The sequence below is a fragment of the Zoogloea sp. genome (assembly GCF_028689785.1).
Lineage (GTDB): Bacteria > Pseudomonadota > Gammaproteobacteria > Burkholderiales > Rhodocyclaceae > Zoogloea.
Genome location: NZ_JAQVCN010000002.1, coordinates 110,602 through 135,524, shown reverse-complemented (window position 1 = coordinate 135,524; position 24,923 = coordinate 110,602). Strand labels below are relative to the sequence as shown.

The following is a 24,923-nucleotide window of genomic DNA, read 5'->3' as shown; positions in this document are numbered from 1 at the left end:
TCGTGCCTCAGAGGAAGGTGTTGAGGTTCTTGGCCATCAGCACCGACTGGGTGATGATGATCTTGCGCCGGGCCAGCCTGAAGCCGTCGCCATCGGCCCGCAGCACGTCCTCGCGACGCCCCACCAGCAGGTCGTTGTCCTTCTCGACACGGCTGCGGTAGTTGACGAAAGTGCTATGCACGATGAACTCGCCGGGGGCTTCGCCCTGGTACACCTCGATGCCGGCGACCACGTGGGCATGCCGGGTGGCCGGGTCTTCGGCCCAGGCGGTGGGCTGCTTGAAGCGGGTGACGCGACGGGTCAGGTCCACCAGGTTGTCGTTGTAGAGGGCGCCCCGGTCCACCGCGTAAGTACCGTTCTTGTCGGCACGGCGGCGGTTTTCCATGGTCGGCATCCAGTAGTGGATGTCCTCGGCCATCAGGGCCAGCCAGTCGTCCCAGCGCTCGTTGTCGAGCAGGCGGGCCTCCCGGTAGAGGAATTGCTCAACCCGGCGCTGGGTCTCGGCATCCACCCCGATCTCGGGCAAGGCGGTCTTGGCGTTCATACACCCTCCTTCATCTTCGGCACGTCGCGTTGGGGCACGTTTTTCCAGCTCTCGGACTTCATCAGGTCGAGCCAGCGCTGGTAGAAGGCGCGCTGGTTGGCCTCGTTGATCTGGCCCTGGAAGACGTTGCCGGGCAGGTCGGTATCCTCGACGCGGGTGTCGTGGCCCAGGCCCAAGTAGAGGTCCTGCTGGCGGGTGACGAAGCCGGCATTGCTGCGGGTGGAGTATTCCCAGTTCTCGCCGTCGTCCATCTCGAAGACGCCGGAGGGGCTGAAGGTCATCATGGTGCCCTTGCGCCATTTGTCCTTGATTTCCTGGGGCGCATTCTTATTGACGAAGGTCCAGGTGTGCAGCTCGATCTGCCCCGGGCCGCGGGGGTGCCAGGTGCGGAAGGTGTTCTGACCGGGCAGGAAGGAGGTATTGGGGAACAGGGTGCAGGATGAGATGGCGCCGATCATCTTCGAGCGCAGATCACCCAGGCGCTCGGCCACCTTGGGCTGCAGCACGTACAGGTACTTGAGCAGCTCCTTTTCGCCCAGGGTGGCGCAGTTGCCAACGATGTCCTGGTTGAACTCCCAGCCGTGGCCGTTGAAGTTCACGTGGTAGGACTGTTCGGGCGTCTTGTGCACCTCGGCCACCGGGCCGCCGACCATGGCCTTGGCGCCGGAGTCGTGGGTCCAGAGCGCGTGCAGAATGTCGCCGACGAAGTTCTCGGAGGCGTACTTCCAGTTGCATTGGATCACCGACTTGACGCAGCCGCCGATGAATTCGGTGCCGCCCTCGTCCATGTCGAAGATGGCGTCCAGGTAGTAGCGCATGTCGCCCAGGTATTCGGCCAGGCTGGGCGCGTCCGGGTCGAGGGTGGCGAAGATCAGGCCGCGGTAGCTGTCGATCTGCGCCACCGGGTGCAGGCCGTGCTCGGACTTGTCGATACCGGCCGCTTCATAGGTTTCAGAGGCGGCCATGCCCTTCAGGCCGCCATCGATGCCGAAAGCCCAGCCGTGATAGTTGCACACGAACTGGCGGGCGTTGCCCAGATCGGCAAAGCACACCTTGTTGCCCCGGTGCGGGCAGGTGTTGAGGAAGCCCTTCACGCTGCCGTCCTTCTGGCGGACGATCAGCACGTTGTCCTCACCCATGTAGGTGGACACGTAATCGCCGGCCTTGGGGATCTGGGATTCGTGGGCCACGAACAGCCAGCAGCGGGCAAAGATGCGCTCCAGCTCCTGTTCGTAGATGTCCCGGTCCCAGAACAGGTCGCGGGACATGCGGCCCTTTTCCAGGTTCATCAGCTGATCCAGGTTCTCGATGGACTGGGCGATGGGCCGGCGCTTGAGGCGAATCGGCGTGGCGCCTTGGGTTGTGCACATGGTGGTGTGTCTCCTCGCTACGTGTTGTTGTCAGACGGCGTCGGCCGCTTCGTCGGATTCCTGGTCCAGATCCACCAGCACGTCGTCACCTTCATCGATCACTTTGAAGGTGCGGATGGGGTGCTCACAGGGAAAGCTCATGGGCTGGCCGGTGGGGATATGGAAGGTGCCGTCATGCACCGGGCAGGCAATGCAGTCGTCGTCCACGATGTCACCCTCGGAGAGCGAGGCGGTGGCATGGGTGCACCCGTCCTGGGTGGCGTAGAAGGTGCCGTTGAGGTTGTAAACCGCGAGCGCCTGGCCGCCGACTTCGCACTTGCGCACCTTGCCGGGTTCGAGATCGCCACGCTTGAGCAGCAGAATCGGATGGGACATGGGTGTTCCTCAGGCAAACAGTTGCACGAAGCCCAGGCCGGTGACCCATTCACGGACCGGGGCGTAATCGATGATTTCCCCGCGGGCGCCGGGCATGGCGCCCATGGCCACGGCCCACTGGCGAATTTCCATGCCGCCATTGCCACCGTTGTCGAGGATGTAGTCGTCGGACAGGGCCTGGATGGCGGCGAGGTTGCCGGTGCAGGCGTAGTCCATGATTTCCCTGTCGAAGGCCTCGTTGACCTTGCCCATCTCGGGAGTACCGACCCAGTGGCTGATGCCGCCACTGCCGATCACCACCACGCGCTCGTCGTCGGGCATGGCCTCGACCGCCGCCTTGATGGCGCCGCCCAGCTCGATGGCCCGCTTCATCTTGATGAAGGGGTCGACGCCCGCCGCGATGTACACCGGGATGGTGCCGATGGACTGACCGCGGGCGCGCACCGGGTCGATGATCAGGCGGTCGGGGATGGCCACCGCGTGGTCCACCGTGAAGGCCCGCGCCACGGCCCAGTCAAAGCCATTGGCGTGGCCGTGATCGGCGATGAAGCCGGCCAGCTTTTCGCTGGCGGGGATGATCTGGCGCTTGAGGCCGGGCAGCACATCCAGCGGGCCGTCCACATCGCCGGTACCGATGATGTACTGGGGCAGGCAGCCGGTGCCGAAGTTGAAGTAGTGGTCGGCGCCGATGATCACCACGCTGGTGGCCTCCAGCCCGGCCAGACGCTCGGCACAGGTGTCGAAGGCACCCCACATGCGCTTGCGGATGTCTTCCGCCGGCGCCTCGGGCGCGACGAACATCACCGGGTCATGCGGCACGAGAAAGCCGCCTACGATTTTTCCCACGGGAAACTCCTGAGTTCTTATTGCTTGAGGCCGGCCGAGAAGACCTGGCCTTCGGCGGCGGCGGCACCACGCAGGGCCTTCATGTAGGCGGCGGGGTGGCGGTTGGGGGCGTTCTCGGTCCAGAAACCGAGGGTAAGCATCGGATTGACCCCGTGCTTCTGCATTCCAGCCACATCGAAGCCGGTGACCATGGCGCGCTCCTCTTCGCTGAGGGCGTAGCGGGCCAGCAGGCCTTCCGGGTCTTCCTTGAAGCGCTGCTTGACGGTGCGATCGACGCACAACTGGTGCATCAGCTTTTCCAGCACATTGCGGCTCATGGTCAGCTCCGGGGTCAGGCGCAGAAATCGCGCACGAGCTGCAGGAAGCGGGTGCGGTGCTCCGTCTGTACCCAGTGGCCGCACTGACCAAACAGATGCAGTTCGGCCTTGGGAATCGCCCGGGCCAGCAGGAAACCGCACTCGGGGGGCACCACGCCATCCTCACGACCGTGCAGGACGAGGGTGGGCGCTTCGATCTTGACCACGGAGGCTTCGGGGAAGCCCTTGACGAGGGTAGGGCCATCGCTGTTGGGCTTGGGGATCAGCTTGCGCAAGGCGTCCTGGGCGCCGGGGCGGGCGCTGGCCTCGAAGCGGGTGCGGATCATCTCCTCGGTGATGATGTCCTGGTTGAACGGGAACAGACGCATGGTCTTTTCCATGTTTTCCATGGACGGCTCGTATTCCCACGCGGAGCGCAGGCCCGGGGTCTGCACGAACTCACCGGCCGGGGTACCCAGCAGCACCAGCTTGTCCACCCGCTGGGGGGCAAACAGGGCCAGGCCGATGGAGAGTGCGCCGCCGAAGGAGTTGCCGACAAAGGAGGCCTTCTCGATGTCGAGGGCATCCATGATCCCGGTGAGGTGGCGGACCCACAGCTTGATGTCGTACTTGCTGTCGGCCTTGAACTCGGTAAAGCCGAAGCCGGCGATGTCCGGGGCAATCACCCGGAAGTGCGGCGCCAGATCGGGCATGACCTTGCCCCAGTTGGTCCAGGCCGAAACGCCGGGGCCCGAGCCATGCAACAGGAACAGCGGCTTGCCGCTGCCTTCTTCCAGGTAGTTGGTCTGGTGCTCTGCGGCAAGAAGGGTCTTGCCAATGCCGGGGTGCTTTTCCATTCTGTCTCCGTGTTCAATACACATGTGTATGTGTATGGTACGGATATTTTCCTGCATGGCAAGCGTTTTTGATCCAGATCAAGGCCAAAGAGCATCCAGTTTATGACTTTTCGTTTTATTTTCAATGCAATAAAAGCATAAACAATTTTTACCCATCCATAGACAAACCAAAGACATAGATTTTCAATACACTTATGTATGTTTATAGACATCAACAAACTCCCCCCTTCAGCCCCCTCCGGACAGCATCCGCCCACCTGGCGCCAGGCCGGAAATGCACGGGGAAGCTGATACAATCCGCCATCCGCTGGCCCCCCTTTTCTCATGTCTGCAACCGACTCTCCCGCCCCTCCCGCCTCCCCCTCTACAGCGTCCGGAAAAGTGCAGCTCACCCCGGCCGACTGGATCAAGGCCGCCACTGACGTTTTGGTGGACAAGAGCATCGATGCCGTGCGCGTCGACGTGCTGGCCAAGGGCCTCAAGGTCACCCGTGGCAGCTTCTACTGGCATTTCCAGGATAGGGACGACCTGCTCAAGCAGTTGCTCAGGTCGTGGCGCGATGCGGCCACCGAGCAGATCATCGGCCGCTTCGAAGGGAGCGGCGCCGATCCGGAAGCCCTGGTGCGAGAGCTTGCCTCCCTGCCCTTCCGCGGCACGGCGGCCTTCAACTCGGCCTCCATCGAACTGGCTATCCGCGCCTGGGCACGGCGGGACGACATGGCCCGCCAGGTCGTGGACGAAGTGGACGCCAAGCGCCTCTCCTATGTATCCCAGTGCTTTGTGGCTCTGGGCTTCAACTTCCAGGAGGCGGGCATGCGCGCCTTCGTGCTGTACAGCTACATGATCAGTGAATCGCTGATGCGCGGTCAGGGCACCGAAACCCAGCGCCAGCAGCGCCGGGAGTTCGTCGAGAAGTTTTTGCTGCAAAAGCCCTGACCCTAGAGCCCAGCCCGGAACTCATGCCCGCCGGGCAAGTCTGGAATGGAACCCCTGCACTGACCTTCCCCCAGGAGCCCTGCGTGACAGCAACCCCAATTCAGTTCATCGGCGCTGCACTCTTCGCCATCGCCATCCTGCACACCTTTGCCACCAAGTTCTTTGAGAAGCTGGCCCACGCCGGGCCCCGGCACGCGGGCCTGTGGCACCTGCTGGGCGAAATCGAGGTCGTGTTCGGTTTCTGGGCCATGATCCTGATGGTGGCCATGTTCGCCCTGCTCGGCTCGGCGCCGGCTATCGAGTACATCGAGTCACGCAACTTCACCGAGCCCATGTTCGTCTTTGCGATCATGGTCATCGCCGGCACCCGGCCCATCCTGCAGGCCGCCTCCGCTCTGGTGCGCCTGATCGCCCGGGCCCTTCCCATGCCCGGCTCTGCGGCGGCCTATTTCACGGTGCTGTCCGTCGTGCCCCTGCTCGGCTCCTTCATCACCGAGCCCGCCGCCATGACTCTTGCGGCACTCATCCTGCGCGACCAGTTCTTCATCCGTGGCCTCAGCACCCGGCTGATGTACGCCACCCTGGGAGTGCTCTTCGTCAACATCTCCATCGGCGGCACCCTCACGCCCTTCGCCGCACCGCCGGTGCTCATGGTGGCCGGCCCCTGGGGCTGGGACATCCACTTCATGCTCAGCCAGTTCGGCTGGAAGGCCGCCATCGCCGTCGGCGTCAACGCCCTGGGTGCGACCCTGCTCTTCTACCGTGAGCTGGCCGCGCTGGCCCCTGCCCCCCGGGATGAAAGCACGCCCCGTGTACCCCTCATCCTCACCCTGGTACACATCCTCTTCCTCTGCGGCGTGGTGGTCTTTGCCCACCACCCGGCCATCTTCATGGGCCTGTTCCTGTTCTTCCTGGGGGTGGCCCACGCCTACATCCGCCATCAGGACCGTCTGATCCTGAAGGAGGGCCTGTTGGTTGCCTTCTTTCTGGCGGGGCTGGTGGTGCTGGGTGGCCAGCAGCAATGGTGGCTCCAGCCCCTGCTGATGAGCATGAGCAGTGACGCCGTCTTCATCGGCGCCACCGCCCTCACCGCCGTCACCGACAACGCCGCCCTGACCTACCTGGGCTCCCTCGTCGAAGGCCTCTCCGATGACTTCAAGTACGCCCTGGTTGCCGGCGCGGTGACCGGTGGTGGCCTCACCATCATCGCCAACGCCCCCAACCCGGCCGGCGTATCCATCCTCAAGGGCAGCTTCAGTGACGAGGCGGTGAATCCGCTGGGGCTGCTCGCAGCAGCCATTGCACCGACGCTGGTGGCGGGGCTGGCGTTCAGGTTGTTGTAAGGCGACGCCTGCCCTCGATGCACTGATACAGACCGCCGGGGCGGACGGTCTATTTCACGCTCGTGCCTTCCGCAATCCCGTGTCTGTCACGAGAAAACACAGGAGACTGACGGGCAGCGCTAGCAGTATGCAAGGCTGTTGTCTGCGTGCTCGCCAAGGGCAGGTCAGGCCTCATCGCGAAGTGCCATGAGGCTGCCAGCACCGCTTGAACGTTGAAGCGGAACGCGCTGTTGTCGGCGTTGGCTAGAACATCGCAGACCTTGTGATAGCAGGGGTCATAGGCCGCACCACTGGTTCCGCCCCAGAGTGCTGCCTGCTCTGCCGATTTGATACCGTCGTGGCCAGAGAAGATGCCTCCGACAGGAATGCCGGCCGATACAAACGACAGATGGTCAGTCGACAGCCACAGCGCCACTCCACGGGGCTGAACCCCATGCCAGCGATAGTAGTCTTCGAGAACGCGCTCGATCTCGCCAGAACCCGCCGGCCCGGCAACACCCCCCCCTGATCCATCGCCGTCGTACACGAAGAACCCGGCGTTGGGCGAGCCGATCATGTCGAAGTTCAAGTAGAGCGCCAGAGCCTCCTTCTCCGCGGGCGAAAGCGCCCCGACGTAGAACTGCGACCCCAGGTCGCCTGGCTCTTCGGCCCCCCAGAGGGCGATACGGACGGTGTTGTAAGGCCTGGACTTGGCCACGTGCGCTGCGGCCAAGAGCAACGCCGCCACGCCGCTCCCGTTGTCGTTGATACCCGGCCCGGCATTTACCGAATCGAGATGAGCACCCATCATCACAACGCGCTCCGGGTTGGAACCGGCAAACTCGGCGATCACGTTGCTCGTGCGGATATTTCCACGGACGGTCTGCGCCTCCAGCCGCATCCGAAGCCCCTCCGTTCGGGCCAGACGCTCGCCGGCCTCCTGCGTGGTTGATACAACAGGAATGTTGGGAGTGAAGTCTTCCAGCAAGTTGATCCTGAGCTCTCCCTCCACATTGTTGTAGATCACGACCCCGCTCGCTCCTGCAAGGTAAGCGTTCCGGGCCTTCACCGGGAAGGTGCAGTCACCACGTCTGATCAAGGCAATACTGCCCACCGGAAAGCCATCAAAGGCCGTTGCCGTGCACCCGGTTAGCGAAGACGGCTGAGCGACGGCCGCCGTCACGCTTCCGCTCCCTGAGTACAGCGCAATGATGTTGGCAATGCTGCCACCCGCAGCCGGCGCAACTTGCTCCAGGCGGCCCGGTGCAACCCAGAAGAAGCCATCAAAGTCGAAATACTGCCGACTCACCGAGAACCCAAGGTTTCGTAGAACACGCTCGGCATAGGTCGCGGACACATCGAAGCCGGCTGATCCGGCGGCACGGTGACCTCCGTTCGCGTCGGCGATTGCCTGCAGAGCGGCCAGATGCTTGCGGGCAGCATCCGCCACCGAGCTCGTCATATCCGCTCGAAGTACCGCAAAGCCGGCGCCGTCGGACAACTGGACATGGCGGTAGCGCCGTCGCCCCACAGAGATATACAACGAATTGTCAGGCCCCATCGCGAGAGCATCGGGCAGCCGCAGGCGACCGGGCAAGGCACCGGTCACCACCTTGCCACCGATGAGATTGGGGTCGTCGTTGCTTACACCCGAACTCGGCGCGTTCGTGGGAAGCACACCGATCACGGTGCTGACAGTTCCGTCGGGCCCGATCTTTCTGATGGCTTCGTTGAGCACATCGGACACATAGACATTCCCGACATTGTCCACGACGATGCCTTCGGCGTAGTTGAAGCGTGCGCCATTGGCAGGCCCATCCATGGCACCCATCGTCCCGGTCGTCGTCGAGCCTGCCAGGATCGACGCCTTGCCAGCCGTGTCGATCTTCAGCACTGATGAACTGTCTCTCCACCCAAAGCACCGGTCGATGCACGCGACCATCATGCCCGTATTGACGGTAAGGTAGAGCGACCCAACCGAGTCAACAGCCATCCGCCCAGGATTGGAATAGGCCCCCAGGAGACCACCGGCAACAGGCTTCACCTCTCCGGTGGTCAACAGCTTGCGCACCTGCCGGCCCACAGCCGGGTCGGCTCCGAGGCTGTCCACGACGAAGACGTTCCCGCCGCGGTCAACCGCTAGCTCGCGGGGCGCCATCCAGCGTACCGAGCTGGCCTGGCCGTCGACCACAGCCGCCTGGCCCGCAACCCCGGATACGGTGGTGACATCGCCTGATGGACTCACCTTCCGGATGACCGCATTGCCCGTATCGCTCACGAACAGGTTTCCATCCCCGTCCGAGGCCACCCCGTAAATCCCGCTGAAGCGGGCCGCCGACCCGCTGCCATCGCTGTAACCGCAGCTGCCGCCCACAAAATCCTGCACAAGCCCGTCGGGGCCGACACGCCTGATTGCACAGTCGTAGGCCAGGTACAGCAGGCCCGACGGCGCCACCGTCATCGTCGTGAAGTACTGGTCTTCAGGCTTTGACAGCATCGCCCCCCGCTCGGAATCGGGATCACCGGTCACTACAGACATAAGGTGCTGGACCACCGGCACCTCACCACCGCCACCGCCAGTACTCCCGCCACTGCCGCCGCTCCCCCCACCTCCCCCACCTCCCCCACCGCCACACGAGGCCAGGAGGACGGCACCGATCAAGACAACGATCCGGGCAGCTCGTCTGCTGTTCAACACATTCATTCCGCTTCCTCATTCAACAGCAACTGCCATCGCAACGCCGCACTTCACCGCATGGCGAGGCATACCAATCGACTCAAATGGCATCACTCTAGCCAGACTGATGACACAATGATATGAAGTGATTCACTTCGCCCCATCCTCGTCTGAGGAATAAGCTTCGAAGTATTAATTGGTTCGGCCGGCCGGGTTCGGCACCTAGACTCAGATTCCCCCCGCAGCACCCCGGAGGTCGCAGCATGCAGCACACAACTTTGATCGTTCCCGGCTTTCACGGCAGTGGCCCGGCCCACTGGCAGAGCTGGATGGAGGCGCAGTTGCCCGATGCGCAACGCGTCACGGGTATCGACTGGGAGCAACCTGTGCTGGCCCACTGGGCCCAGGCCGTGCGCGACGGCATCGACCGTGCGCCGGGCCCGGTGTGGCTGGTGGCCCACAGCTTCGGCTGCCTGGCGGCGGTTCTGGCGGCGGGCAGCCGCCGCGAACGGGTGGCCGGCCTCATGCTGGTGGCGCCGGCCGACCCGGAGCGTTTCACGCCCCAGGGCTTGCGTGACGCCAAAACGCTGCCGGAGTTGCCCAGCCTGGCACGCTGGATTCCCCGTAGCCCTCTGGGCGCGCCCAGTCTGGTGGTGGCCAGCACCAACGACCCCTGGGTGCGCCTGTCTTCAGCGGCCTACTGGGCCCAGTGTTGGGGCAGCCAGCTTGAGAACATAGGTGCTGCCGGGCATATCAACGTTGATTCGGGCCACGGCCCCTGGCCTCATGGCCTGGCGCTTTTCAAGGCACTGCAGGCCGCCCAGGGCGACATACCCCTGGGCACCATCACATGCCGCTCCCGGTGCTGCGACAGCCTTCCAGTGCTGCACGAGACAGCTTGAAAGCGCCCATGCGGCAGCATGGATGACGCGCATCGGCAATGCCGCCTGCTCACATCAGCCTCCGTGGTCGAATTTATTGGCGATGTTCGCGTTAAGCGTGGAAAGCGTTTTCGCTTTGACAGACAAGGCTCACCGAGCCCGGCGAGGCACACAAAAATCGGGATTTGCCGCGGAAACCCTTACACTGCCAGGCCCCGCAAACGGACGATTGACGTCCTGCCGGTCTTCAAGAGGTTTAAAGATGTACCCGACTCACGATGCAGATGCCCTCCTCATGCTGGCCGCCACGCTGGCCACCAAGCGCCGCCCGGCCGAGCTGATGGAGGTCATCGCCGCCTTCGACCTACTGCAGGAGCCGGTGCCCTCCAGCGGCCGCCTGATCGACAGCATCCAACGCCTGTCGGCCCACGGCCTGCTGTGCGAGGTGGACGGCGGCCTGGCCCTGAGTGCCGAAGGGCAGCTGCTCATGTCTGCCCTGCCCAAGCGCGGCGACACCGCCCAGCGCGTGTTCTTTGTACGGGAAAAGCTGTCAGCCCATCCGGGTCGCGCGGAACATCCATCGATCAGCCTGGATATGGCCCGGGTGGATGCCGCAGTCCTGGCCCAGCGTGCCCAGGCCAAGGCCCCGGGCAAGAACCTGCTGATGCCCAAGCCCAAGCTTGAAGAGGATGAAAGGCGTCGGCCCGCCCCCTGGCACAAGCACCCCGGCGCCCAGCGGCGCCGCTGACGTACCCTTGTGGGGTCGAATTCATTCGACCCCACAGCCCCTCCAGCCAGCGTCGGAGCATCTTGGAAGGGATGCGGGTTCATCCGCCTCTCAGTAGGATGAATCCCCATCCGCATCCGGGCGTAGGGCTGCCCGGACCACGGTTTCGGACAGATCCGCCGAACACAGCTCGATGAACCGATAGGCAAAGCCGCGCAGGAAGTGCCCCTTGCGCACGGCGATGCGGGTCACGTTCTCGTCGAACAAATGGCTGCTGGCCAGCATGCGCAGACCCTGGTCGCGGTTCGGGTCATAGGCCATCGAGGCCACGATGCCCACTCCCAGGCCCAGCTCCACATAGGCCTTGATCACGTCGGCGTCCAGCGCCGACATGACGACGTCGGGCGTCAGGTTGGCCTTGGCGAAGGTCTCGTCAATACGTGCCCGGCCGGTGAAGCCCTCGTGGTAGGTGATGACCGGATGTTCGGCCACCGCATCGAGGGTCAGCGGTTCGACCGACTCCAGGGCATGCCCTGCCGGCACGATCACCGAGTGATGCCAGCCATAGTATGGAAAGGACACGAAGTCACTGACGCCCGCCAGGGACTCGGTGGCGATGCCGATGTCGGCGCGCCCGTCCTGCAGCATGGTGACGATCTCGGTGGGGCTGGCCTGGTGCAGAACCAGGTGCACCTTGGGGAAGGCCTGCTTGAACTGGGTGACCACCCGGGGCAGCGCGTAACGGGCCTGGGTGTGGGTGGTCACTACGGTGAGTTGGCCGTGATCCTTGTTGCTGAACTGCTCGGCGATACTCTTGATGTTGCGGGCATCCATGAGCATGCGGTCGACGATGTGCACCAGCTCCTGCCCCGGCTCGGTAAGCCCGAGCAGGCGCTTGCCCTTGCGGATGAAGAGCTCCAGGCCCAGTTCGTCTTCCAGATCCTTGATGTGCTTGGACACCCCCGACTGGGAGGTGAACAAGGCATTGGCCACCTCCGTCAGGTTGAAATTGCGGCGCACCGTTTCATGAATGATGCGCAGTTGCTGAAAATTCATCAGATCACCCAGTTTGGCGCCTGGCTGGCGCCATTTGCCGCTGCATTGCGTTCAAAGATTCTCAGACGCGAGGGTACCAGACGCACGGCCTGACCTTCTTCCAGCCCCAGGCGTTGTACCTCGTCCCGGGTGATTTCCACCTCGAAGAGCTGCCCGGTGGAGCCGTTCAGGCCATCCAGCTCGATGCGCGCAGTGACACCGAAAGCCAGGATGCGGCTGATGCGTGCCGCTACCCCGCCCGCCTCCTGGGAGTCAACCACGATGGTGAGCTCATGGGGACGGGCAAAGGCGAAGACCTCGGAGCCATGGGCCAGATCCACCTTGCCAGTGGCCAGACGATCATCCCCCACGTGCACCGCACCGCCATCCACCCTGCCGTGGAACAGGTTCACCGAACCCAGGAAGCCATACACGAAAGGCGAGGCCGGATGGCGGTAGACCTCTTCCGGCGTCCCCACCTGCTCTACCTTGCCGTGGTCCATCAGCACCACCCGGTCGGCCACTTCCAGGGCTTCTTCCTGGTCGTGGGTAACGAAAATGGAGGTGATGTGCAGCTCGTCATGGAGGCGCCGCAGCCAGCGCCGCAGCTCCTTGCGCACCTTGGCATCGAGGGCGCCGAAGGGCTCGTCGAGGAGCAGCACCCGCGGCTCCACCGCCAGGGCCCGGGCCAGGGCGATACGCTGACGCTGGCCGCCGGAAAGCTGGGCCGGGAAGCGGTCGGCCACCCAGTCGAGCTGCACCAGCTTGAGCAGCTCCGTCACCTTGGCCTTGATGGCCTTCTCGGAAGGCCGCGTGCTGCGCGGCTTCATGCGCATGCCGAAGGCCACGTTGTCGAAGACGGTCATGTGCCGGAACAGGGCGTAGTGCTGGAACACAAAACCCACCTGACGCTCACGCACATGAGTATCGGAGGCGTCCTGCCCTTCCAGCAACACCTGCCCCCCATCGGCCGACTCCAGGCCGGCGATGATGCGCAGCAGGGTGGTCTTGCCGCAGCCCGACGGGCCCAGCAGAGCCACCAGCTCGCCGGTGGGGAAGTCCAGGGACACGTCCTGCAGCGCCGTGAAGCTGCCGAACTGCTTGCGGATGTTCTTGACTTCGATGCTCATATCATTCGTCCTCGGATTCAATGGAGGCCTTGCCGGCCTGGCGTTCGACCCACACCTTGATGACCAGGGTCACGATGGCCAGCAGGGCCAGCACGGAGGCCACGGCGAAGGCAGCGGCGAACTGGTATTCGTTGTAGAGAATTTCCACGTGCAGGGGCATGGTGTTGGTGTAACCGCGGATATGGCCCGACACCACACTGACCGCGCCAAACTCGCCCATGGCACGGGCGTTGCAAAGGATCACTCCGTAGAGCAGGCCCCACTTCACGTTGGGCAGGGTGACATGCCAGAAAACCTGCCAGCCCTTGGCACCAAGCACCACAGCCGCCTCTTCCTCTTCCTTCCCCTGGGCCTCCATCAGCGGGATCAGCTCCCGGGCGACGAAGGGGAAGGTAACAAACACGGTGGCCAGCACGATGCCGGGGATGGCAAAGATCACCTTCAGGTCATGCTCGGACAGCCATGGGCCAAACCAGCCCTGGGCCCCGAACACCAGCACGTAGATCAGGCCCGACACCACCGGCGACACCGAGAAGGGCAGATCAATCAGGGTGATCAGGAAGTGCTTGCCCCGAAAATCGAACTTGGTGATCGCCCAAGCCGCCGACACCCCGAAGACCAGGTTAAGAGGCACCGAGATGGCCGCGGCGATCAGGGTCAGCTTGATCGCCGACAGGGCATCGGGATCAAGCAGCGCCCCGATATAAGTCTCCCAGCCCTTGCGGAAAGCCTCGACGAACACCGCCACCAGGGGCAACAACAAGAAGAACGCGAAGAAGCTAAGGGCAATGGTGATCAGCCCCCACTTGATCAGCGCCGGCTCACGGGTCGCGGCTTTCGATTCAAAGCGGGCGGCGTGATCCGCCGACCCATGCAGCACTGCAGCAGCACCAGCCATCAGCGGGCCCTCCCGGTACGTTTCGCCGTCCATGCCTGCAGCCCGTTGATGATCAGCAGCAGGATGAAGGAGAAGATCAGCATAACCACGGCCACCGCTGTAGCGCCGGCATAGTCGTATTGTTCAAGCTTTGTGATGATCATCAGCGGAGTGATCTCCGACACCATGGGGATATTGCCGGCGATGAAGATCACCGAGCCGTATTCCCCCACCGCCCGGGCAAAGGCCAGGGCAAAGCCGGTCAGCAGCGCCGGGAAGAGGGTCGGAAAGACCACGTGGAGGAAGGCCTGCCAGCGGTTGGCGCCAAGGCTCACTGCCGCCTCTTCATACTCGGTCTCCAGGTCCTCAAGGATGGGCTGAACTGTGCGCACCACGAAGGGCAGGCCAATGAAGACCAGCGCCACCAGCACGCCCAGGGGCGTGAAGGCGACCTTGATGCCCAAGGGTTCAAGCACACTGCCCACCCAACCGTTCTTGGCATACAGGGCAGTCAGGGCAATGCCCGCCACCGCCGTGGGCAGGGCAAAGGGCAAATCCACCAGGGCATCCACCAGGCGCTTGCCGGGGAAGGAATAGCGCACCAGCACCCATGCCAGCATCAGGCCGAAGACGGCGTTGATGCCGGCGGCGATCAGGGATGCACCGAAAGAAAGCTGGTAGGACGCCAGCACCCGGGGCGACGTGGCGGCTGCCCAGAAGTGGTCGAAACCCAGGGAGCCGGCCTTGAGGAACACCGCGGCCAGCGGAATGAGCACGATCAGCGACAGATAGCCGATGGTGTAGCCCAGGCTCAGGCCGAAACCCGGCAAGACACGGAAGGAGGTGGATGACGCCATCAGCGTTTCACCACGATCTGGTCATACACACCACCGTCGGAGAAGTGCGTCTTCTGCACTGCGTCCCAGCCCCCCAGGCGCTCTTCCACGCTGAAAGTCTTCACGCTCGGGAAACGGCTGGCGTATTTCTTGAGCACGGCCGGATCACGGGGGCGGAAATAGTGCTTGGCAATGATCTCCTGGCCTTCCGGCGAGAACAGGAAGTTGAGGTAGGCCTCGGCCGCCTTGCGGGTGCCGCGCTTGTCCACCACCTTGCTCACCACGGCCACCGGGGCCGCGGCCTCGATGGACAGGGACGGGTAGACCACGTCGAACTTGTCGCCGCCCACTTCCTGATCGATCAGGGTCGCCTCGTTTTCAAAGGTGATCAGCACGTCGCCGATGTCGCGCTGGGTGAAGGTGGTGGTGGCGCCCCGCCCGCCACCATCCAACACCGGCACATTGGCGAACAGCTTGCTCACGAAATCCCGGGCGCCGGCGTCGTTGCCGGATTTCTGCAGGGCATAGCCCCAGGCGGCGAGATAGGTGTAGCGGCCGTTGCCGGAGGTCTTGGGGTTGGGCACGATCACCTGCAGGCCCGGCCGGATCAGGTCGGACCAGTCCTTGATGCCCTTGGGGTTGCCCTTGCGCACCAGGAAGATGGTGGTCGTGGTGTACGGCGCCGCCGCATGGGGGAAGGCCTTGCGCCAGTCCGCGCGGACCAGTCCGTTCTTGGCCAGCATCTCGATATCGGGCGGCTGATTCATGGTCACCACGTCCGCCTCCAGGCCCGCCACCACCGACCCCACCTGCTTGCTGGAACCGCCGTGGGACTGATTGATGGTCAGCTTGTCACTGGCAGAACGTTGCCAGCGTGCGATGAAGGCCGGATTGATGTCCTTATAGAGCTCCCGGGATACATCGTAGGACACATTGAGCAGCGTAGTGTCGGCAGAAGCCGGGGCCGCCTGCAGCACGGCAAGGCCGGCGAGGATGACAACGATGGGGCGAAGCGCAGCGCGAATCGGCGACATGGAAAGCTCCTTTGTTCGAATAGGGTTCGAGTCTAAGGAGGCACCGCGGCGCACCAAACCAATAAAAATGGCTTTATATATTCCGTAGCGTGCAATACAAAAGATCCTATCCTTTCATGTGGTTATTAACCCTCGCCATCGGGACATCCACCAGGCCGCCTACAATGCAAACCTCAGCCGCAGGATCTGCCTCCATGAAAAGCACCATCACCCTCCTCACCACCCTGCTGGTCACGGCCTGCGCGCCCTTGGGCGGCCCCAAGCTTCAGCCCGGCAATACGCTGCAGGACACCTACCGCATGCTGGGCGAGCCCGCAATGCGCTGGCGTCAGGCAGATGGCGGAGAACAGCTCGCCTTTCCTACCGGGCCGATGGGCTATCACACCTGGATGGTGCACACCGACGACGCCGGCAGGGTGAGATCCGTGGACAACGTGATGGACATGACCCACTTCGCGCGCATCCAGCCCGGCATGAGCCAGGATGAGGTGCTGCGCATCCTCGGGCCGTCCTATCCGGGCTGGACGATCTACTACAAGGCCCGGGACGAGCTGGTTTGGGAGTGGCGCTACTGTGATGTATGGTCAGAGCCCGCACGCTTCGACGTGCTCTTCGACGGCAGCAGCGGGAAGGTGCGCAGCACCCTGAGCCAGGTGGAGAGACTGTCCCAGCCCTGGGGCCGTGGCGACCGCCGGGAATGGTGCGGCCGCTAGTCTTCCTGTGCCAGGGGGGGCAGCACCGACAGCAGCACCTTGTCCACCCGGTTGCGGTCCATGTCCATGACTTCGAAGCGCCAGCCTGCGGCATCAAAATGGTCGGTCGGTGCCGGCACCCGGCCCAGGGTGTGCATGATGAAGCCGCCCAGGGTGTTGAAGGAGTTCTCGTCCTCCCCGGGCAGGTCATCCACGATATCGAGCACCGACTTCAGCCGTTCAATGCCCACGTCGCCATCCACCAGCCAGGAGCCATCCTCCCGCTGCAGCATGTCCCGGTCTTCCGGCGCCTCGGGCACCGACAGTTCGCCAACAATGGCCGCCAAGACATCGGTGAGGGTCACCAGGCCCTGCACGTCACCATACTCGTCGATGAGCAGCGCAAACTGCAGGCGGGCGCGGCGGAAGCTCTCCAGCAGCTGGGTGGTGCTCACCGTCTCGGGCACATACAGGGGCGGACGCAGCAGCGCTTCCAGATCGGCCAGGGTGACGCCTCCGCCTCCCAGGGCCTTCTTCAGCAGATCTCCGGTCTGGAGCACGCCGAGCACATGCTCAAGGCCATCCCGGCACACCACCACGCGGGAATAGGTGGTCTCCATCAGACGCTGCCAGACGATCTTCTCGTCTTCTTCGAGATCGATGACGAACATCTCCCGGCGCGGCGTCATGATCGCCGAAATGCGCTGCTCGTCCAGGCGCAGCACGTTGGAGACGATCTCCTGCTCGCTCTCGTGGAAGACGCCGGCCTCGGCGCCCTGCTCCATCAGCACCTTGATCTCGTCGTCGGTCACCGGCGGCTCATCCTTGCGACGGGCGCCGAGCAGCCGCAGGATCGCCGCCGACGAGCCCGACAGCACCGCCACCAACGGGTGCGCCAGCCGGGCCAGGATCATCATCGGACGGGCGATCAGGGTGGCGATGCCCTCCGGTGCCAGCAGGGCCAGACGCTTGGGAACGAGTTCGCCTACCACTACCGAAAAATAGGTCAGGCCAACCACGGTGAGGGTCAGAGCCACACCCCGGGCATAGGGCTCGATCATTGCAAAGCTGCCCAGCCATTCGGCCAAGGGGTCAGCCACGGCGGCCTCGCCAATGGCACCACTGAGAATGCCCACCGAAGTGATGCCCACCTGGATGGTGGACAGGAAGCCTGACGGCTCCTGGTGCAGCACCAGGGCGGAACTCGCACCCGGACTGCCGTCGTCCGCCAGATTCTGCAGGCGTGACTTACGGGATGAAACCACTGCCATTTCCGACATGGCAAAAACGCCATTGAGCAGAATCAGCAGCAACAACAGGACTATATCCATCAGCAAGGCCACCCCATGTCATAAAGACCGCGGCCCCAGGGTCGAAAGGAAGGCATTGTAGCCGGCCCTTTGGGCTTGCCGTAAACCAAAGCACTGCGCCACAGGGCACCTGAAGCCGGTTGTCACCCCATGTAAAAGCCCACCCGCCACCCTGCCGGCGGGTCTAGAATCCGGCCGATGTTTCAACCGCACTACCAACCTTCCCCGCGGCCCCTGCGCCTGGCCATCGCCTTTTCGCTGCTGGTCCACGCTCTTGCCTTGCTGATCCATATCAGCCCGCCTCCCCAGGAACGACCCGAAGCATCCCCGCTGCAGGCACGGCTGGCACCTGTCCGGCCAGCCCGCAAGCCCCCCGCCGAAACCCGCCCCGCACCGCCCCCCACCCCGAGCAAGGCGCGGCAAGTCAAGCCTCCCCCCAAGGAGCCGCGGCCACAGATACTCACGGCGCGCAAGAACGCGGCGCCGACGGTGCGCGCGGCCGAACCAACACCCAGATGGAGCGTGGCCCAGAAGCAGGAGATGGACAATTTCCTCAACGAGCTGGCCACCGAAGCCAAGGCCCGCCCCAAGCCTGATCTGGCCGAGCGCTCCATGGCCATGGCCCGGGACATCGCCCGCGAAGCCGGCCGGGACACCCACGAGCGGCCCCAGGACGGCGGCAGCCGTCGCCGCAGCGACCTCACCGACCTCATCGAGCGCATCCCCGACAGCCCGCCGGTGGACCCGTTCAGCCTGGAGTTCTACATGGACGCCCTGGTCAAGAAGCTGAACCGCAGTGCCTCCTTCGTCAAGAACGACCCCCGCGCCCGGGGCATGCACAGCGCCGCAGTAGAGGTGCGCCTCAACCCGGACGGTAGCCTGAAGAGCTTCAAGGTGGTCAATGCCGGCGACCAGCAGGAAGAGATCGCCTTCGTAAAATCGGTGGTCGAGCGGGCCGTGCCCTTTGCTGCCTTCCCGCCCGACATCGGCAGATCGGCACGCTCCCTGGCACTGATGATCTGCATCCAGCCCACCGGCCTGGGCGGTGACGGCTTCGGCTTTACCCGCCGCCCCGAGGGCAGCCGCTGCTAAGGATTCCCGCCGGGCTGCCGTATCATCGGCACACTCTCTGCCGGAGGCACGCCCAATGCCTTACCTCCTCGCCCTCGACCAGGGCACCAGCAGCAGCCGCGCCCTCGTCTTCGACGAACGGGGCCACGTCCTGGCCACCGCCCAGCAGGAATTCCGCCAGTCCTACCCCGCACCTGGCCTCGTCGAACACGACGCCCTGGAGATCTGGCACAGCCAGCTCGACTGCGCCCGCCAGGCCCTCGCCGCCGCGGGCATCAGCGCCCGCGAGGTGGCCGCCATCGGCATCGCCAACCAGCGGGAAACCACCGTGTTATGGGAGCGTGCCACCGGGCTGCCGCTGGCCCCCGCCATCGTCTGGCAGGACCGCCGCACCGTTGCCGACTGTGAGAGTCTGCGCCAGGCCGGCCACGCCCCCCTGATCCAAAGCCGCAGCGGGCTCGAACTGGACGCCTACTTTTCGGCCACCAAGCTGGCGTGGCTGCTGGATCACATCCCGGGTGCTCGTGCCAGGGCCGCAGCCGGCGAGCTGGCCTTCGGCACCATCGACAGCTGGCTGGTCTGGCAGCTCAGCGCCGGCACCCGCCACGTCACCGACGCCAGCAATGCCTCACGCACCCTGCTCTTCGACATCCACCGCCAGTGCTGGGACGCGGAGCTGCTGGCCCTCTTCGACATCCCCGCCGCGCTGCTGCCGGAGGTGGTGGACAGCAGCGGCGTGCTCGGCGAGACGGCCGCCTCGCTGTTCGGCGTGGCCATCCCCATCGGCGGGCTGGCCGGCGATCAGCAGGCCGCCACCTTCGGCCAGGCCTGCCTGCAACCCGGCATGGCCAAGAACACCTACGGCACAGGCTGCTTCCTGATGCTCAACACCGGCGCCCAGGCGGTAACTTCGCGGCAGCGCCTGCTCACCACCCTGGGCTGGCGCATTGGCACGCGCACCGACTACATGCTCGAGGGCAGCGTCTTCATCGGCGGAGCGGTGGTCCAGTGGCTGCGCGACGGCCTCGGCCTGATCGATCGGGCCGCCGACATCGAAGCCCTCGCCGCCTCGGTACCGGACAGCAATGGCGCCCTGCTCGTCCCGGCCTTCGCCGGCCTCGGCGCCCCCTACTGGGACGGCTACGCCCGCGGCACCCTGGTCGGGCTGACCCGCGGCGTGGGCAAGGCCCACATCGCCCGGGCGGCGCTGGACGCCATCGCCCTGCAAACCGTCGATCTGGTGCACGCCATGAACCGCGACGGCGCCGGCCCCCTCACTGAACTGCGGGCAGACGGCGGCGCAGCGCGCAACAACCTGCTCCTGCAGATCCAGGCCGACCTGCTCGGCGTACCGGTGATCCGCCCCCGCCAGACCGAGACCACGGCCCTGGGCGCCGCCCTGCTGGCCGGGCTGGCTGTGGGCATCTGGCACACCCCGGACGAGCTGGCCCACCTGTGGCAGGCGGAACGGGTTTTTGAACCCGGTCGCAGCGCCGACTGGCGCGACCAACGTCTGGCTGAATGGCATCGGGCAGTGGAGCGCAGCCGCGACTGGGCCCGGCCATGAAACGCGAGGCCCTGCTCGCCCGCCTGCGCAGCACACCCCGATGGGACGTGCTGGTCATCGGTGGAGGAGCAACGGGGCTGGGCTGTGCGGTGGACGCCGCCGCCCGGGGCTACACCACGCTCCTGCTGGAGGCCCACGACTTCGCAAAAGGCACCAGCTCCCGCTCCACCAAGCTCATCCATGGCGGCGTGCGCTACCTGGCCCAGGGGCGCCTCGGGCTGGTTCGCGAAGCGCTTGAGGAGCGCGCCATCCTGCTCGCCAATGCACCGCACCTGGTGCATCCCCAGCGCTTCGTGGTGCCGGTGTATCGCCAGTGGGACCGCCTGATGCTTGGCGTCGGCCTCACCGCCTACGACTGGCTGGCCGGCAGCCGCAGCCTCGGGGCGAGCCGCCTGCTGTCGGCCGGCGACACCGTAGCTGCCCTGCCCACCGTGAAGCGGGAAGGACTGCTCGGGGGCATCGCCTACATGGATGCCCGCTTCGACGATGCCCGCCTGGCCATCACCCTGATGCACTCGGTGCTCGATCTGGGGGGCCTGGCCATCAACTACCTGCCCGTCACCGCCCTGCGCCATGAGGGCGGGCGGGTAGCGGGTGTCGACGCCCATGATGGGGAGAGCGGCGAGCACTTCAGCATTGCCGCCCGGGTGGTCATCAACGCCGGCGGCGTATGGGCCGACGCCCTACGCCAGCTCGACGACCGCCAGGCCCCCGCCCAGCTGGCCCCCAGCCAGGGTGCGCACCTGGTCCTCGACCGGGATTTCCTGCCCACCGACTCCGCCCTGCTGATCCCCCACACGCCTGACGGCCGGGTGCTCTTTGCCATTCCGTGGAAGGGCAAGGTCCTGCTCGGCACCACCGACACACCCCGCACCGATCTACCCCTGGAGCCCCGCCCCCTGGCTGGCGAGATCGATTTCATCCTGGAAACCGCCGGCCGCTACCTCACCCGCCCGCCCCGGCGGAATGATGTGCGCAGCGCCTTCGCCGGCCTGCGCCCGCTGATCGGCAGCGGGCCAGCGGGCGTGAAGGGCGGCGGCACCGCGACCCTGTCCCGCGAACACCTGATCCAGGTTTCCCGGCAGGGGCTGGTGTCGGTGGCCGGCGGAAAATGGACCACCTACCGGCGCATGGGCGAGCAGATCGTCGATGCCGCCATCCCCGTCGGCGGCCTGCCGAAACGGCCCTGCAGCACCCGCGGGCTTCCTCTCCATGGCCATCCTGGCACGCCCTGCGAGGATGTCTTCGGCCTCGACCGCCCCAGGGTAGACGCCCTGCCCGGCGCCCGCCGGCGGCTCCACCCTGCCCTCACCCTCACCGAAGCCGAAGTCCGCCATGCCATCCGCCACGAGCAGGCCCGCAGCGTCGAGGACGTCCTCGCCCGCCGCCACCGCGCCCTGTTCATCGACGCCCGCAGCGCCCGCGACGCCGCCCCGGCGGTCGCCGCCCTGCTGGCGGAAGCGCTGGGCCTCGATGACAAGCAGACCCGTGAGCAGACAGAAGCCTTCCAGCACCTGGCCGAGGGCTTCCTCACCCCGCGTTGACGTGAGCCGGTCAATCAAGGCGCGAAGGTCGAATCCATCCTGACCTCCTTCGTTTGACCCGTCGTCTGACGGTCGATGCGGTCTTTCCGCAGGGGTGACTTCAGTCGCCCATCCGCGCGCCGATCACGGGCATCCCCTTTATCGAAGTTCGCGGGCGACTGAAGTCGCCCCCACAGCCCCTCCGTCTCCAATAGCCCCTTCAGCTTCACCCATGGGGTGATCCGGCCGAGGAAACCCAAGCACCCGCCAGCATTGGGTATGCGTCCGCTTCAGGGAGGACAACGGAGGAAAGCCGGCTCACTCCACCGCCCCACGTGAAAAGAGCGACTCGCGTCGCTCTTTTCACTGTACTTCGGGCACCGCCCGAGCCAGGCTCAGGCCTCAGCGATGCGCCTGGCGATATGCTCCAGCGCCTCCTCCACCTGGTCGATCAGGATCAGGCACAGGTCGCCGGCCTGCAGGCGACCCAGGGCCTGGTCGATGGCCAGAAACTCGCCACGGATCTCGCACACATTCTTCGTCCGCGGAGCATCCACCAAGCCCTGTTGCAGCAGGGCCAGCACCTCGCCGTCGGCGCGGCCGCGCTGGCATTCGTCCTGGTACAACACCACGTCGTCGAAAACGGCGCCGAGAATGCGGGTCTGTTCGCGGATGTCCTCGTCGCGGCGGTCGCCCGCCCCGCTGATGACCACCGAGCGGCGCGCGGCAGGCATGCTTTCAACGGCCTGCACCAGGGCCAGGATGGCATCCGGATTGTGGCCGTAGTCGGCGATCAGGGTAGCGCCCTTGTAATCGAAGATGTTGAAGCGGCCCGGTGCCGTGGCCGCATCGTTGATGAAGGTGGCAACGCCCTTGAGGATGGTGTCCACCGACAAGCCCAACGCCCAGGCTGCGGCGATGGAGGCCATGGCGTTCTCGATCTGGAAGGAGATCGTGCCGTTGCGGGTGATGGGGATACCGGCCAGGGGCACGCGGAATTTCTCTTCACCCTCTACCGCCACGATGGCGTTGTCATCCACAAAAACCACGCGGTGCCCCTGCACCCGATGGGTGTTGAGCACGTGGTTGTGCTGGTCGGCCGCGAAATACAGCACCGAGCCCGGGCAGGCGCTGTACATCTTCACCACCATGGGGTCGGCAGCGTTGAGCACCGCCGTGCCGTGGGGGGCGACGTTCTGCACGATCACGCGCTTGACTACGGCCAGATCTTCCACCGTACTGATGTAGGACAGGCCCAGGTGATCACCCATGCCGATGTTGGTCACCACCGCCACGTCACAACGGTCGAAGGCCAGGCCTTCGCGCAGTACGCCACCACGGGCGGTTTCGAAGACCGCCGCATCCACATCCGGGTGCAGCAGGATGTTGCGGGCGCTGCGCGGGCCACTGCAGTCGCCGGTATCGATGCGGCGCTTGCCCACATACACGCCGTCGGAATTGGTCATACCCACCCGGTTGCCGGCCACGCCCAGGATGTGGGCGGTGAGGCGCACGGTGGTGGTCTTGCCGTTGGTGCCGGCCACCGCCACCACCGGGATGCGGCCGTTCTCGCCGGGCTTGAACATGTTGGCGACGATCGCCTCGCCCACCGGGCGGCCTTTACCGTAGGACGGCTGCAGGTGCATGCGCAGACCAGGGGCGGCATTGCACTCGACGATGCCACCACTCTGGGCCTCCATGGGTTCGAGCATGCTTTCGCACACCACGTCCACGCCGCAGATGTCGAGGCCGATGTTGCGGGCCGCAGCGATGGCGCGCTCTGCCACCTCGGGGTGCACGTCGTCGGTCACATCGGTGGCCGTACCGCCGGTGGACAGGTTGGCGTTGTTGCGCAGGATCACCCGCTTGCCCTTGGGCGGAACGGACTCGGCGTCGTAACCCTGCTTGGCGAGGGTGGCCAGGGCAATCTCGTCGAAGCGGATCTTGGTGAGGGAGGTGGCATGGCCCACACCCCGTCGCGGATCACTGTTCACATGATCGACCAGCTCGCGGATGGTGCGTTTGCCGTCCCCCACCACCAGCGGTGGATCACGCCGAGCGGCGGCGATGAGCTTGTTGCCGATGACCAGCAGACGATAGTCGTGCCCCGGCAGGTAGCGCTCGACGAGCACATCGTCGCTGATTTCCTCGGCCACGCGAAAGGCGTTCATCACTTCTTCCTGGGTACGCAGCTTGACCGCCACACCCTTGCCCTGATTACCGTCACGGGGCTTGACCACCACCAGCCCGCCAATCTCGCGGGCCGCCAGCCAGGCGTCCTCGGCGCTGGTCACCGAACGCCCCAGGGGCACCGGCACGCCAGCAGCGCGCAGCAGGGTCTTGGTGAGCTCCTTGTCCTGAGCGATGGACTCGGCGACGGCACTGGTGAGGTCGGTCTCGGCAGCCTGGATGCGGCGCTGCTTGCTGCCCCAGCCAAATTGCACCAGGCTGCCTTCGGTGAGGCGGCGATAGGGAATACCCCGGGCCACGGCGGCCTGCACAATGGAGCCAGTGGAAGGCCCGAGGCGCACGTCCTCATCCAGCTCCTGCAGACGCGCCAGAGCGCTGGTCAGATCAAAGGCGCCATCGCTTTCGGCGGCACGACAAAGCTCGATGGCCAGGTCAAAGGCGAGACGCCCCACCTTCTCTTCGGTGTATTCGACCACTACCTGAAAGACGCCTTCCTCAAGAGTCTTGGAGGTGCGGCTGAAGGTTACCGGGCAACCGGCGCTGGACTGCAGGCCAAGGGCCGCCATTTCGAGAGCGTGGGCCACTGAGATGGCACCCAGGTGGCTCTCGGCCTCGAGAAAGCCCATCTCGGGAAACAGATTGCGCAGGCGTGCCTCGTAACCCGGCACGGCGTCGATGTCGCACTCCGCCGGGGAGCAGGACACGATGGCCTCGATCGCGGTGTGCCGGCTCCACAGATTGGGGCCGCGCAGAGCCCGGATGCGTGAAACTTCCATGGATTTCAGTCCTTGTCTCTTATTGTCGCCAACCGCACTGGGGCGGCCGGC

Annotated in this window: 22 protein-coding genes; 8 read left to right on the top strand and 14 right to left on the bottom strand. The window is 65.0% G+C overall.

What is annotated here, in order from left to right:
* Positions 1-7: 7 nt before the first annotated feature.
* From PHI64_RS01825 to PHI64_RS01800, 6 genes are read right to left on the bottom strand one after another with little or no spacing between them, the layout of a single operon-like run.
* Entirely contained in the window at positions 8-544 is a 537-nt protein-coding gene (locus PHI64_RS01825) for a 3-phenylpropionate/cinnamic acid dioxygenase subunit beta (protein ID WP_299877673.1), read from the bottom strand.
* Positions 541-1,914, bottom strand: a complete 1,374-nt coding sequence (locus PHI64_RS01820; protein ID WP_299877670.1) for an SRPBCC family protein — start codon at positions 1,912-1,914, stop codon at positions 541-543. Before PHI64_RS01820 ends, PHI64_RS01825 begins: the two co-directional genes overlap by 4 nt.
* Positions 1,915-1,944: 30 nt before the next feature.
* Positions 1,945-2,289: a non-heme iron oxygenase ferredoxin subunit gene (locus PHI64_RS01815; RefSeq protein WP_299877667.1), complete on the bottom strand. Its 345-nt coding sequence runs from the start codon at positions 2,287-2,289 to the stop codon at positions 1,945-1,947.
* 9 nt (positions 2,290-2,298) lie between these two features.
* A complete protein-coding gene (locus PHI64_RS01810) occupies positions 2,299-3,135 on the bottom strand; it encodes a protocatechuate 3,4-dioxygenase (protein WP_299877664.1) in 837 nt (278 codons plus the stop codon).
* 17 nt (positions 3,136-3,152) lie between these two features.
* Positions 3,153-3,452, bottom strand: a complete 300-nt coding sequence (locus tag PHI64_RS01805) for a hypothetical protein (protein WP_299877661.1) — start codon at positions 3,450-3,452, stop codon at positions 3,153-3,155.
* Positions 3,453-3,466: 14 nt separating this feature from the next.
* Positions 3,467-4,288 (bottom strand): alpha/beta hydrolase, encoded by an 822-nt coding sequence (locus PHI64_RS01800; RefSeq protein WP_299877658.1) that lies wholly within the window; start codon positions 4,286-4,288, stop codon positions 3,467-3,469.
* A gap of 381 nt (positions 4,289-4,669) precedes the next feature.
* Here PHI64_RS01800 and PHI64_RS01795 point away from each other — a divergent pair, with 381 nt between their 5' ends.
* Together PHI64_RS01795 and PHI64_RS01790 are read left to right on the top strand one after the other, a co-directional pair.
* A complete protein-coding gene (locus PHI64_RS01795; RefSeq protein WP_299877654.1) occupies positions 4,670-5,224 on the top strand; it encodes a TetR/AcrR family transcriptional regulator in 555 nt (184 codons plus the stop codon).
* Between the two features lie 83 nt (positions 5,225-5,307).
* The gene (locus PHI64_RS01790) at positions 5,308-6,567 is read left to right on the top strand and encodes a putative Na+/H+ antiporter (RefSeq protein WP_299877651.1); all 1,260 of its coding nucleotides are present in this window, start codon (positions 5,308-5,310) and stop codon (positions 6,565-6,567) included.
* 49 nt (positions 6,568-6,616) lie between these two features.
* Here the strand turns inward: PHI64_RS01790 and PHI64_RS01785 are convergent, their stop codons facing one another.
* Positions 6,617-9,085 (bottom strand): M28 family peptidase, encoded by a 2,469-nt coding sequence (locus tag PHI64_RS01785; RefSeq protein WP_299877648.1) that lies wholly within the window; start codon positions 9,083-9,085, stop codon positions 6,617-6,619.
* 401 nt (positions 9,086-9,486) lie between these two features.
* On the opposite strand from PHI64_RS01785, the gene PHI64_RS01780 reads away from it, so the two are divergent.
* Both PHI64_RS01780 and PHI64_RS01775 read left to right on the top strand, forming a co-directional pair.
* Positions 9,487-10,125 (top strand): alpha/beta hydrolase, encoded by a 639-nt coding sequence (locus PHI64_RS01780; protein WP_299877645.1) that lies wholly within the window; start codon positions 9,487-9,489, stop codon positions 10,123-10,125.
* Between the two features lie 241 nt (positions 10,126-10,366).
* Positions 10,367-10,852 (top strand): hypothetical protein, encoded by a 486-nt coding sequence (locus PHI64_RS01775; RefSeq protein ID WP_299877642.1) that lies wholly within the window; start codon positions 10,367-10,369, stop codon positions 10,850-10,852.
* A 90-nt stretch (positions 10,853-10,942) separates the two neighbouring features.
* On the opposite strand, the gene PHI64_RS01770 is transcribed toward PHI64_RS01775, so the two are convergent.
* From PHI64_RS01770 to PHI64_RS01750, 5 genes are read right to left on the bottom strand one after another with little or no spacing between them, the layout of a single operon-like run.
* Entirely contained in the window at positions 10,943-11,887 is a 945-nt protein-coding gene (locus tag PHI64_RS01770; protein ID WP_299877639.1) for a CysB family HTH-type transcriptional regulator, read from the bottom strand.
* Positions 11,887-12,996, bottom strand: a complete 1,110-nt coding sequence (locus PHI64_RS01765) for a sulfate ABC transporter ATP-binding protein (RefSeq protein WP_299877636.1) — start codon at positions 12,994-12,996, stop codon at positions 11,887-11,889. The genes PHI64_RS01770 and PHI64_RS01765 overlap by 1 nt, the downstream gene beginning before the upstream one ends.
* A 1-nt stretch (position 12,997) precedes the next feature.
* Positions 12,998-13,894 (bottom strand): sulfate ABC transporter permease subunit CysW, encoded by an 897-nt coding sequence (cysW, locus tag PHI64_RS01760; protein WP_299877866.1) that lies wholly within the window; start codon positions 13,892-13,894, stop codon positions 12,998-13,000.
* A complete protein-coding gene (cysT, locus tag PHI64_RS01755) occupies positions 13,894-14,730 on the bottom strand; it encodes a sulfate ABC transporter permease subunit CysT (RefSeq protein ID WP_299877633.1) in 837 nt (278 codons plus the stop codon). Before cysT ends, cysW begins: the two co-directional genes overlap by 1 nt.
* Positions 14,730-15,743 (bottom strand): sulfate ABC transporter substrate-binding protein, encoded by a 1,014-nt coding sequence (locus tag PHI64_RS01750; protein ID WP_299877630.1) that lies wholly within the window; start codon positions 15,741-15,743, stop codon positions 14,730-14,732. Before PHI64_RS01750 ends, cysT begins: the two co-directional genes overlap by 1 nt.
* A gap of 194 nt (positions 15,744-15,937) precedes the next feature.
* Between PHI64_RS01750 and PHI64_RS01745 the strand changes: the two genes are divergently transcribed.
* A complete protein-coding gene (locus PHI64_RS01745) occupies positions 15,938-16,456 on the top strand; it encodes a hypothetical protein (protein WP_299877627.1) in 519 nt (172 codons plus the stop codon).
* Here PHI64_RS01745 and PHI64_RS01740 read toward each other — a convergent pair.
* On the bottom strand, positions 16,453-17,766 hold the full coding sequence (locus PHI64_RS01740) for a hemolysin family protein (RefSeq protein ID WP_299877624.1): 1,314 nt from the start codon (positions 17,764-17,766) through the stop codon (positions 16,453-16,455). The two genes, PHI64_RS01745 and PHI64_RS01740, sit on opposite strands and share 4 nt — an antisense overlap.
* A 177-nt stretch (positions 17,767-17,943) precedes the next feature.
* On the opposite strand from PHI64_RS01740, the gene PHI64_RS01735 reads away from it, so the two are divergent.
* The 3 genes from PHI64_RS01735 to PHI64_RS01725 are packed head-to-tail and all read left to right on the top strand — an operon-like array spanning position 17,944 to position 21,927.
* On the top strand, positions 17,944-18,837 hold the full coding sequence (locus PHI64_RS01735) for a hypothetical protein (RefSeq protein WP_299877621.1): 894 nt from the start codon (positions 17,944-17,946) through the stop codon (positions 18,835-18,837).
* Positions 18,838-18,892: 55 nt separating this feature from the next.
* On the top strand, positions 18,893-20,383 hold the full coding sequence (gene glpK / locus PHI64_RS01730) for a glycerol kinase GlpK (RefSeq protein WP_299877618.1): 1,491 nt from the start codon (positions 18,893-18,895) through the stop codon (positions 20,381-20,383).
* Positions 20,380-21,927 (top strand): glycerol-3-phosphate dehydrogenase/oxidase, encoded by a 1,548-nt coding sequence (locus PHI64_RS01725; protein ID WP_299877615.1) that lies wholly within the window; start codon positions 20,380-20,382, stop codon positions 21,925-21,927. The genes glpK and PHI64_RS01725 overlap by 4 nt, the downstream gene beginning before the upstream one ends.
* A 374-nt stretch (positions 21,928-22,301) precedes the next feature.
* On the opposite strand, the gene cphA is transcribed toward PHI64_RS01725, so the two are convergent.
* Positions 22,302-24,872, bottom strand: a complete 2,571-nt coding sequence (gene cphA, locus PHI64_RS01720) for a cyanophycin synthetase (protein WP_299877612.1) — start codon at positions 24,870-24,872, stop codon at positions 22,302-22,304.
* Positions 24,873-24,923 lie beyond the last annotated feature (51 nt).

Bases quoted from the DNA above. Each gene is read 5' to 3' on its own strand.
- PHI64_RS01815 (WP_299877667.1), bottom strand. From the start codon at position 2,289: ATGTCCCATCCGATTCTGCTGCTCAAGCGTGGCGATCTCGAACCCGGC.
- PHI64_RS01740 (WP_299877624.1), bottom strand. From the start codon at position 17,766: ATGGATATAGTCCTGTTGTTGCTGCTGATTCTGCTCAATGGCGTTTTT.
- PHI64_RS01825 (WP_299877673.1), bottom strand. From the start codon at position 544: ATGAACGCCAAGACCGCCTTGCCCGAGATCGGGGTGGATGCCGAGACC.
- PHI64_RS01770 (WP_299877639.1), bottom strand. From the start codon at position 11,887: ATGAATTTTCAGCAACTGCGCATCATTCATGAAACGGTGCGCCGCAAT.
- PHI64_RS01805 (WP_299877661.1), bottom strand. From the start codon at position 3,452: ATGAGCCGCAATGTGCTGGAAAAGCTGATGCACCAGTTGTGCGTCGAT.
- glpK (WP_299877618.1), top strand. From the start codon at position 18,893: ATGCCTTACCTCCTCGCCCTCGACCAGGGCACCAGCAGCAGCCGCGCC.
- PHI64_RS01750 (WP_299877630.1), bottom strand. From the start codon at position 15,743: ATGTCGCCGATTCGCGCTGCGCTTCGCCCCATCGTTGTCATCCTCGCC.
- cphA (WP_299877612.1), bottom strand. From the start codon at position 24,872: ATGGAAGTTTCACGCATCCGGGCTCTGCGCGGCCCCAATCTGTGGAGC.
- PHI64_RS01820 (WP_299877670.1), bottom strand. From the start codon at position 1,914: ATGTGCACAACCCAAGGCGCCACGCCGATTCGCCTCAAGCGCCGGCCC.
- cysW (WP_299877866.1), bottom strand. From the start codon at position 13,894: ATGGCTGGTGCTGCTGCAGTGCTGCATGGGTCGGCGGATCACGCCGCC.
- PHI64_RS01765 (WP_299877636.1), bottom strand. From the start codon at position 12,996: ATGAGCATCGAAGTCAAGAACATCCGCAAGCAGTTCGGCAGCTTCACG.
- PHI64_RS01775 (WP_299877642.1), top strand. From the start codon at position 10,367: ATGTACCCGACTCACGATGCAGATGCCCTCCTCATGCTGGCCGCCACG.
- PHI64_RS01780 (WP_299877645.1), top strand. From the start codon at position 9,487: ATGCAGCACACAACTTTGATCGTTCCCGGCTTTCACGGCAGTGGCCCG.
- PHI64_RS01735 (WP_299877621.1), top strand. From the start codon at position 17,944: ATGTTTCAACCGCACTACCAACCTTCCCCGCGGCCCCTGCGCCTGGCC.
- PHI64_RS01725 (WP_299877615.1), top strand. From the start codon at position 20,380: ATGAAACGCGAGGCCCTGCTCGCCCGCCTGCGCAGCACACCCCGATGG.
- PHI64_RS01800 (WP_299877658.1), bottom strand. From the start codon at position 4,288: ATGGAAAAGCACCCCGGCATTGGCAAGACCCTTCTTGCCGCAGAGCAC.
- PHI64_RS01785 (WP_299877648.1), bottom strand. From the start codon at position 9,085: ATGTCTGTAGTGACCGGTGATCCCGATTCCGAGCGGGGGGCGATGCTG.
- PHI64_RS01745 (WP_299877627.1), top strand. From the start codon at position 15,938: ATGAAAAGCACCATCACCCTCCTCACCACCCTGCTGGTCACGGCCTGC.
- cysT (WP_299877633.1), bottom strand. From the start codon at position 14,730: ATGGCGTCATCCACCTCCTTCCGTGTCTTGCCGGGTTTCGGCCTGAGC.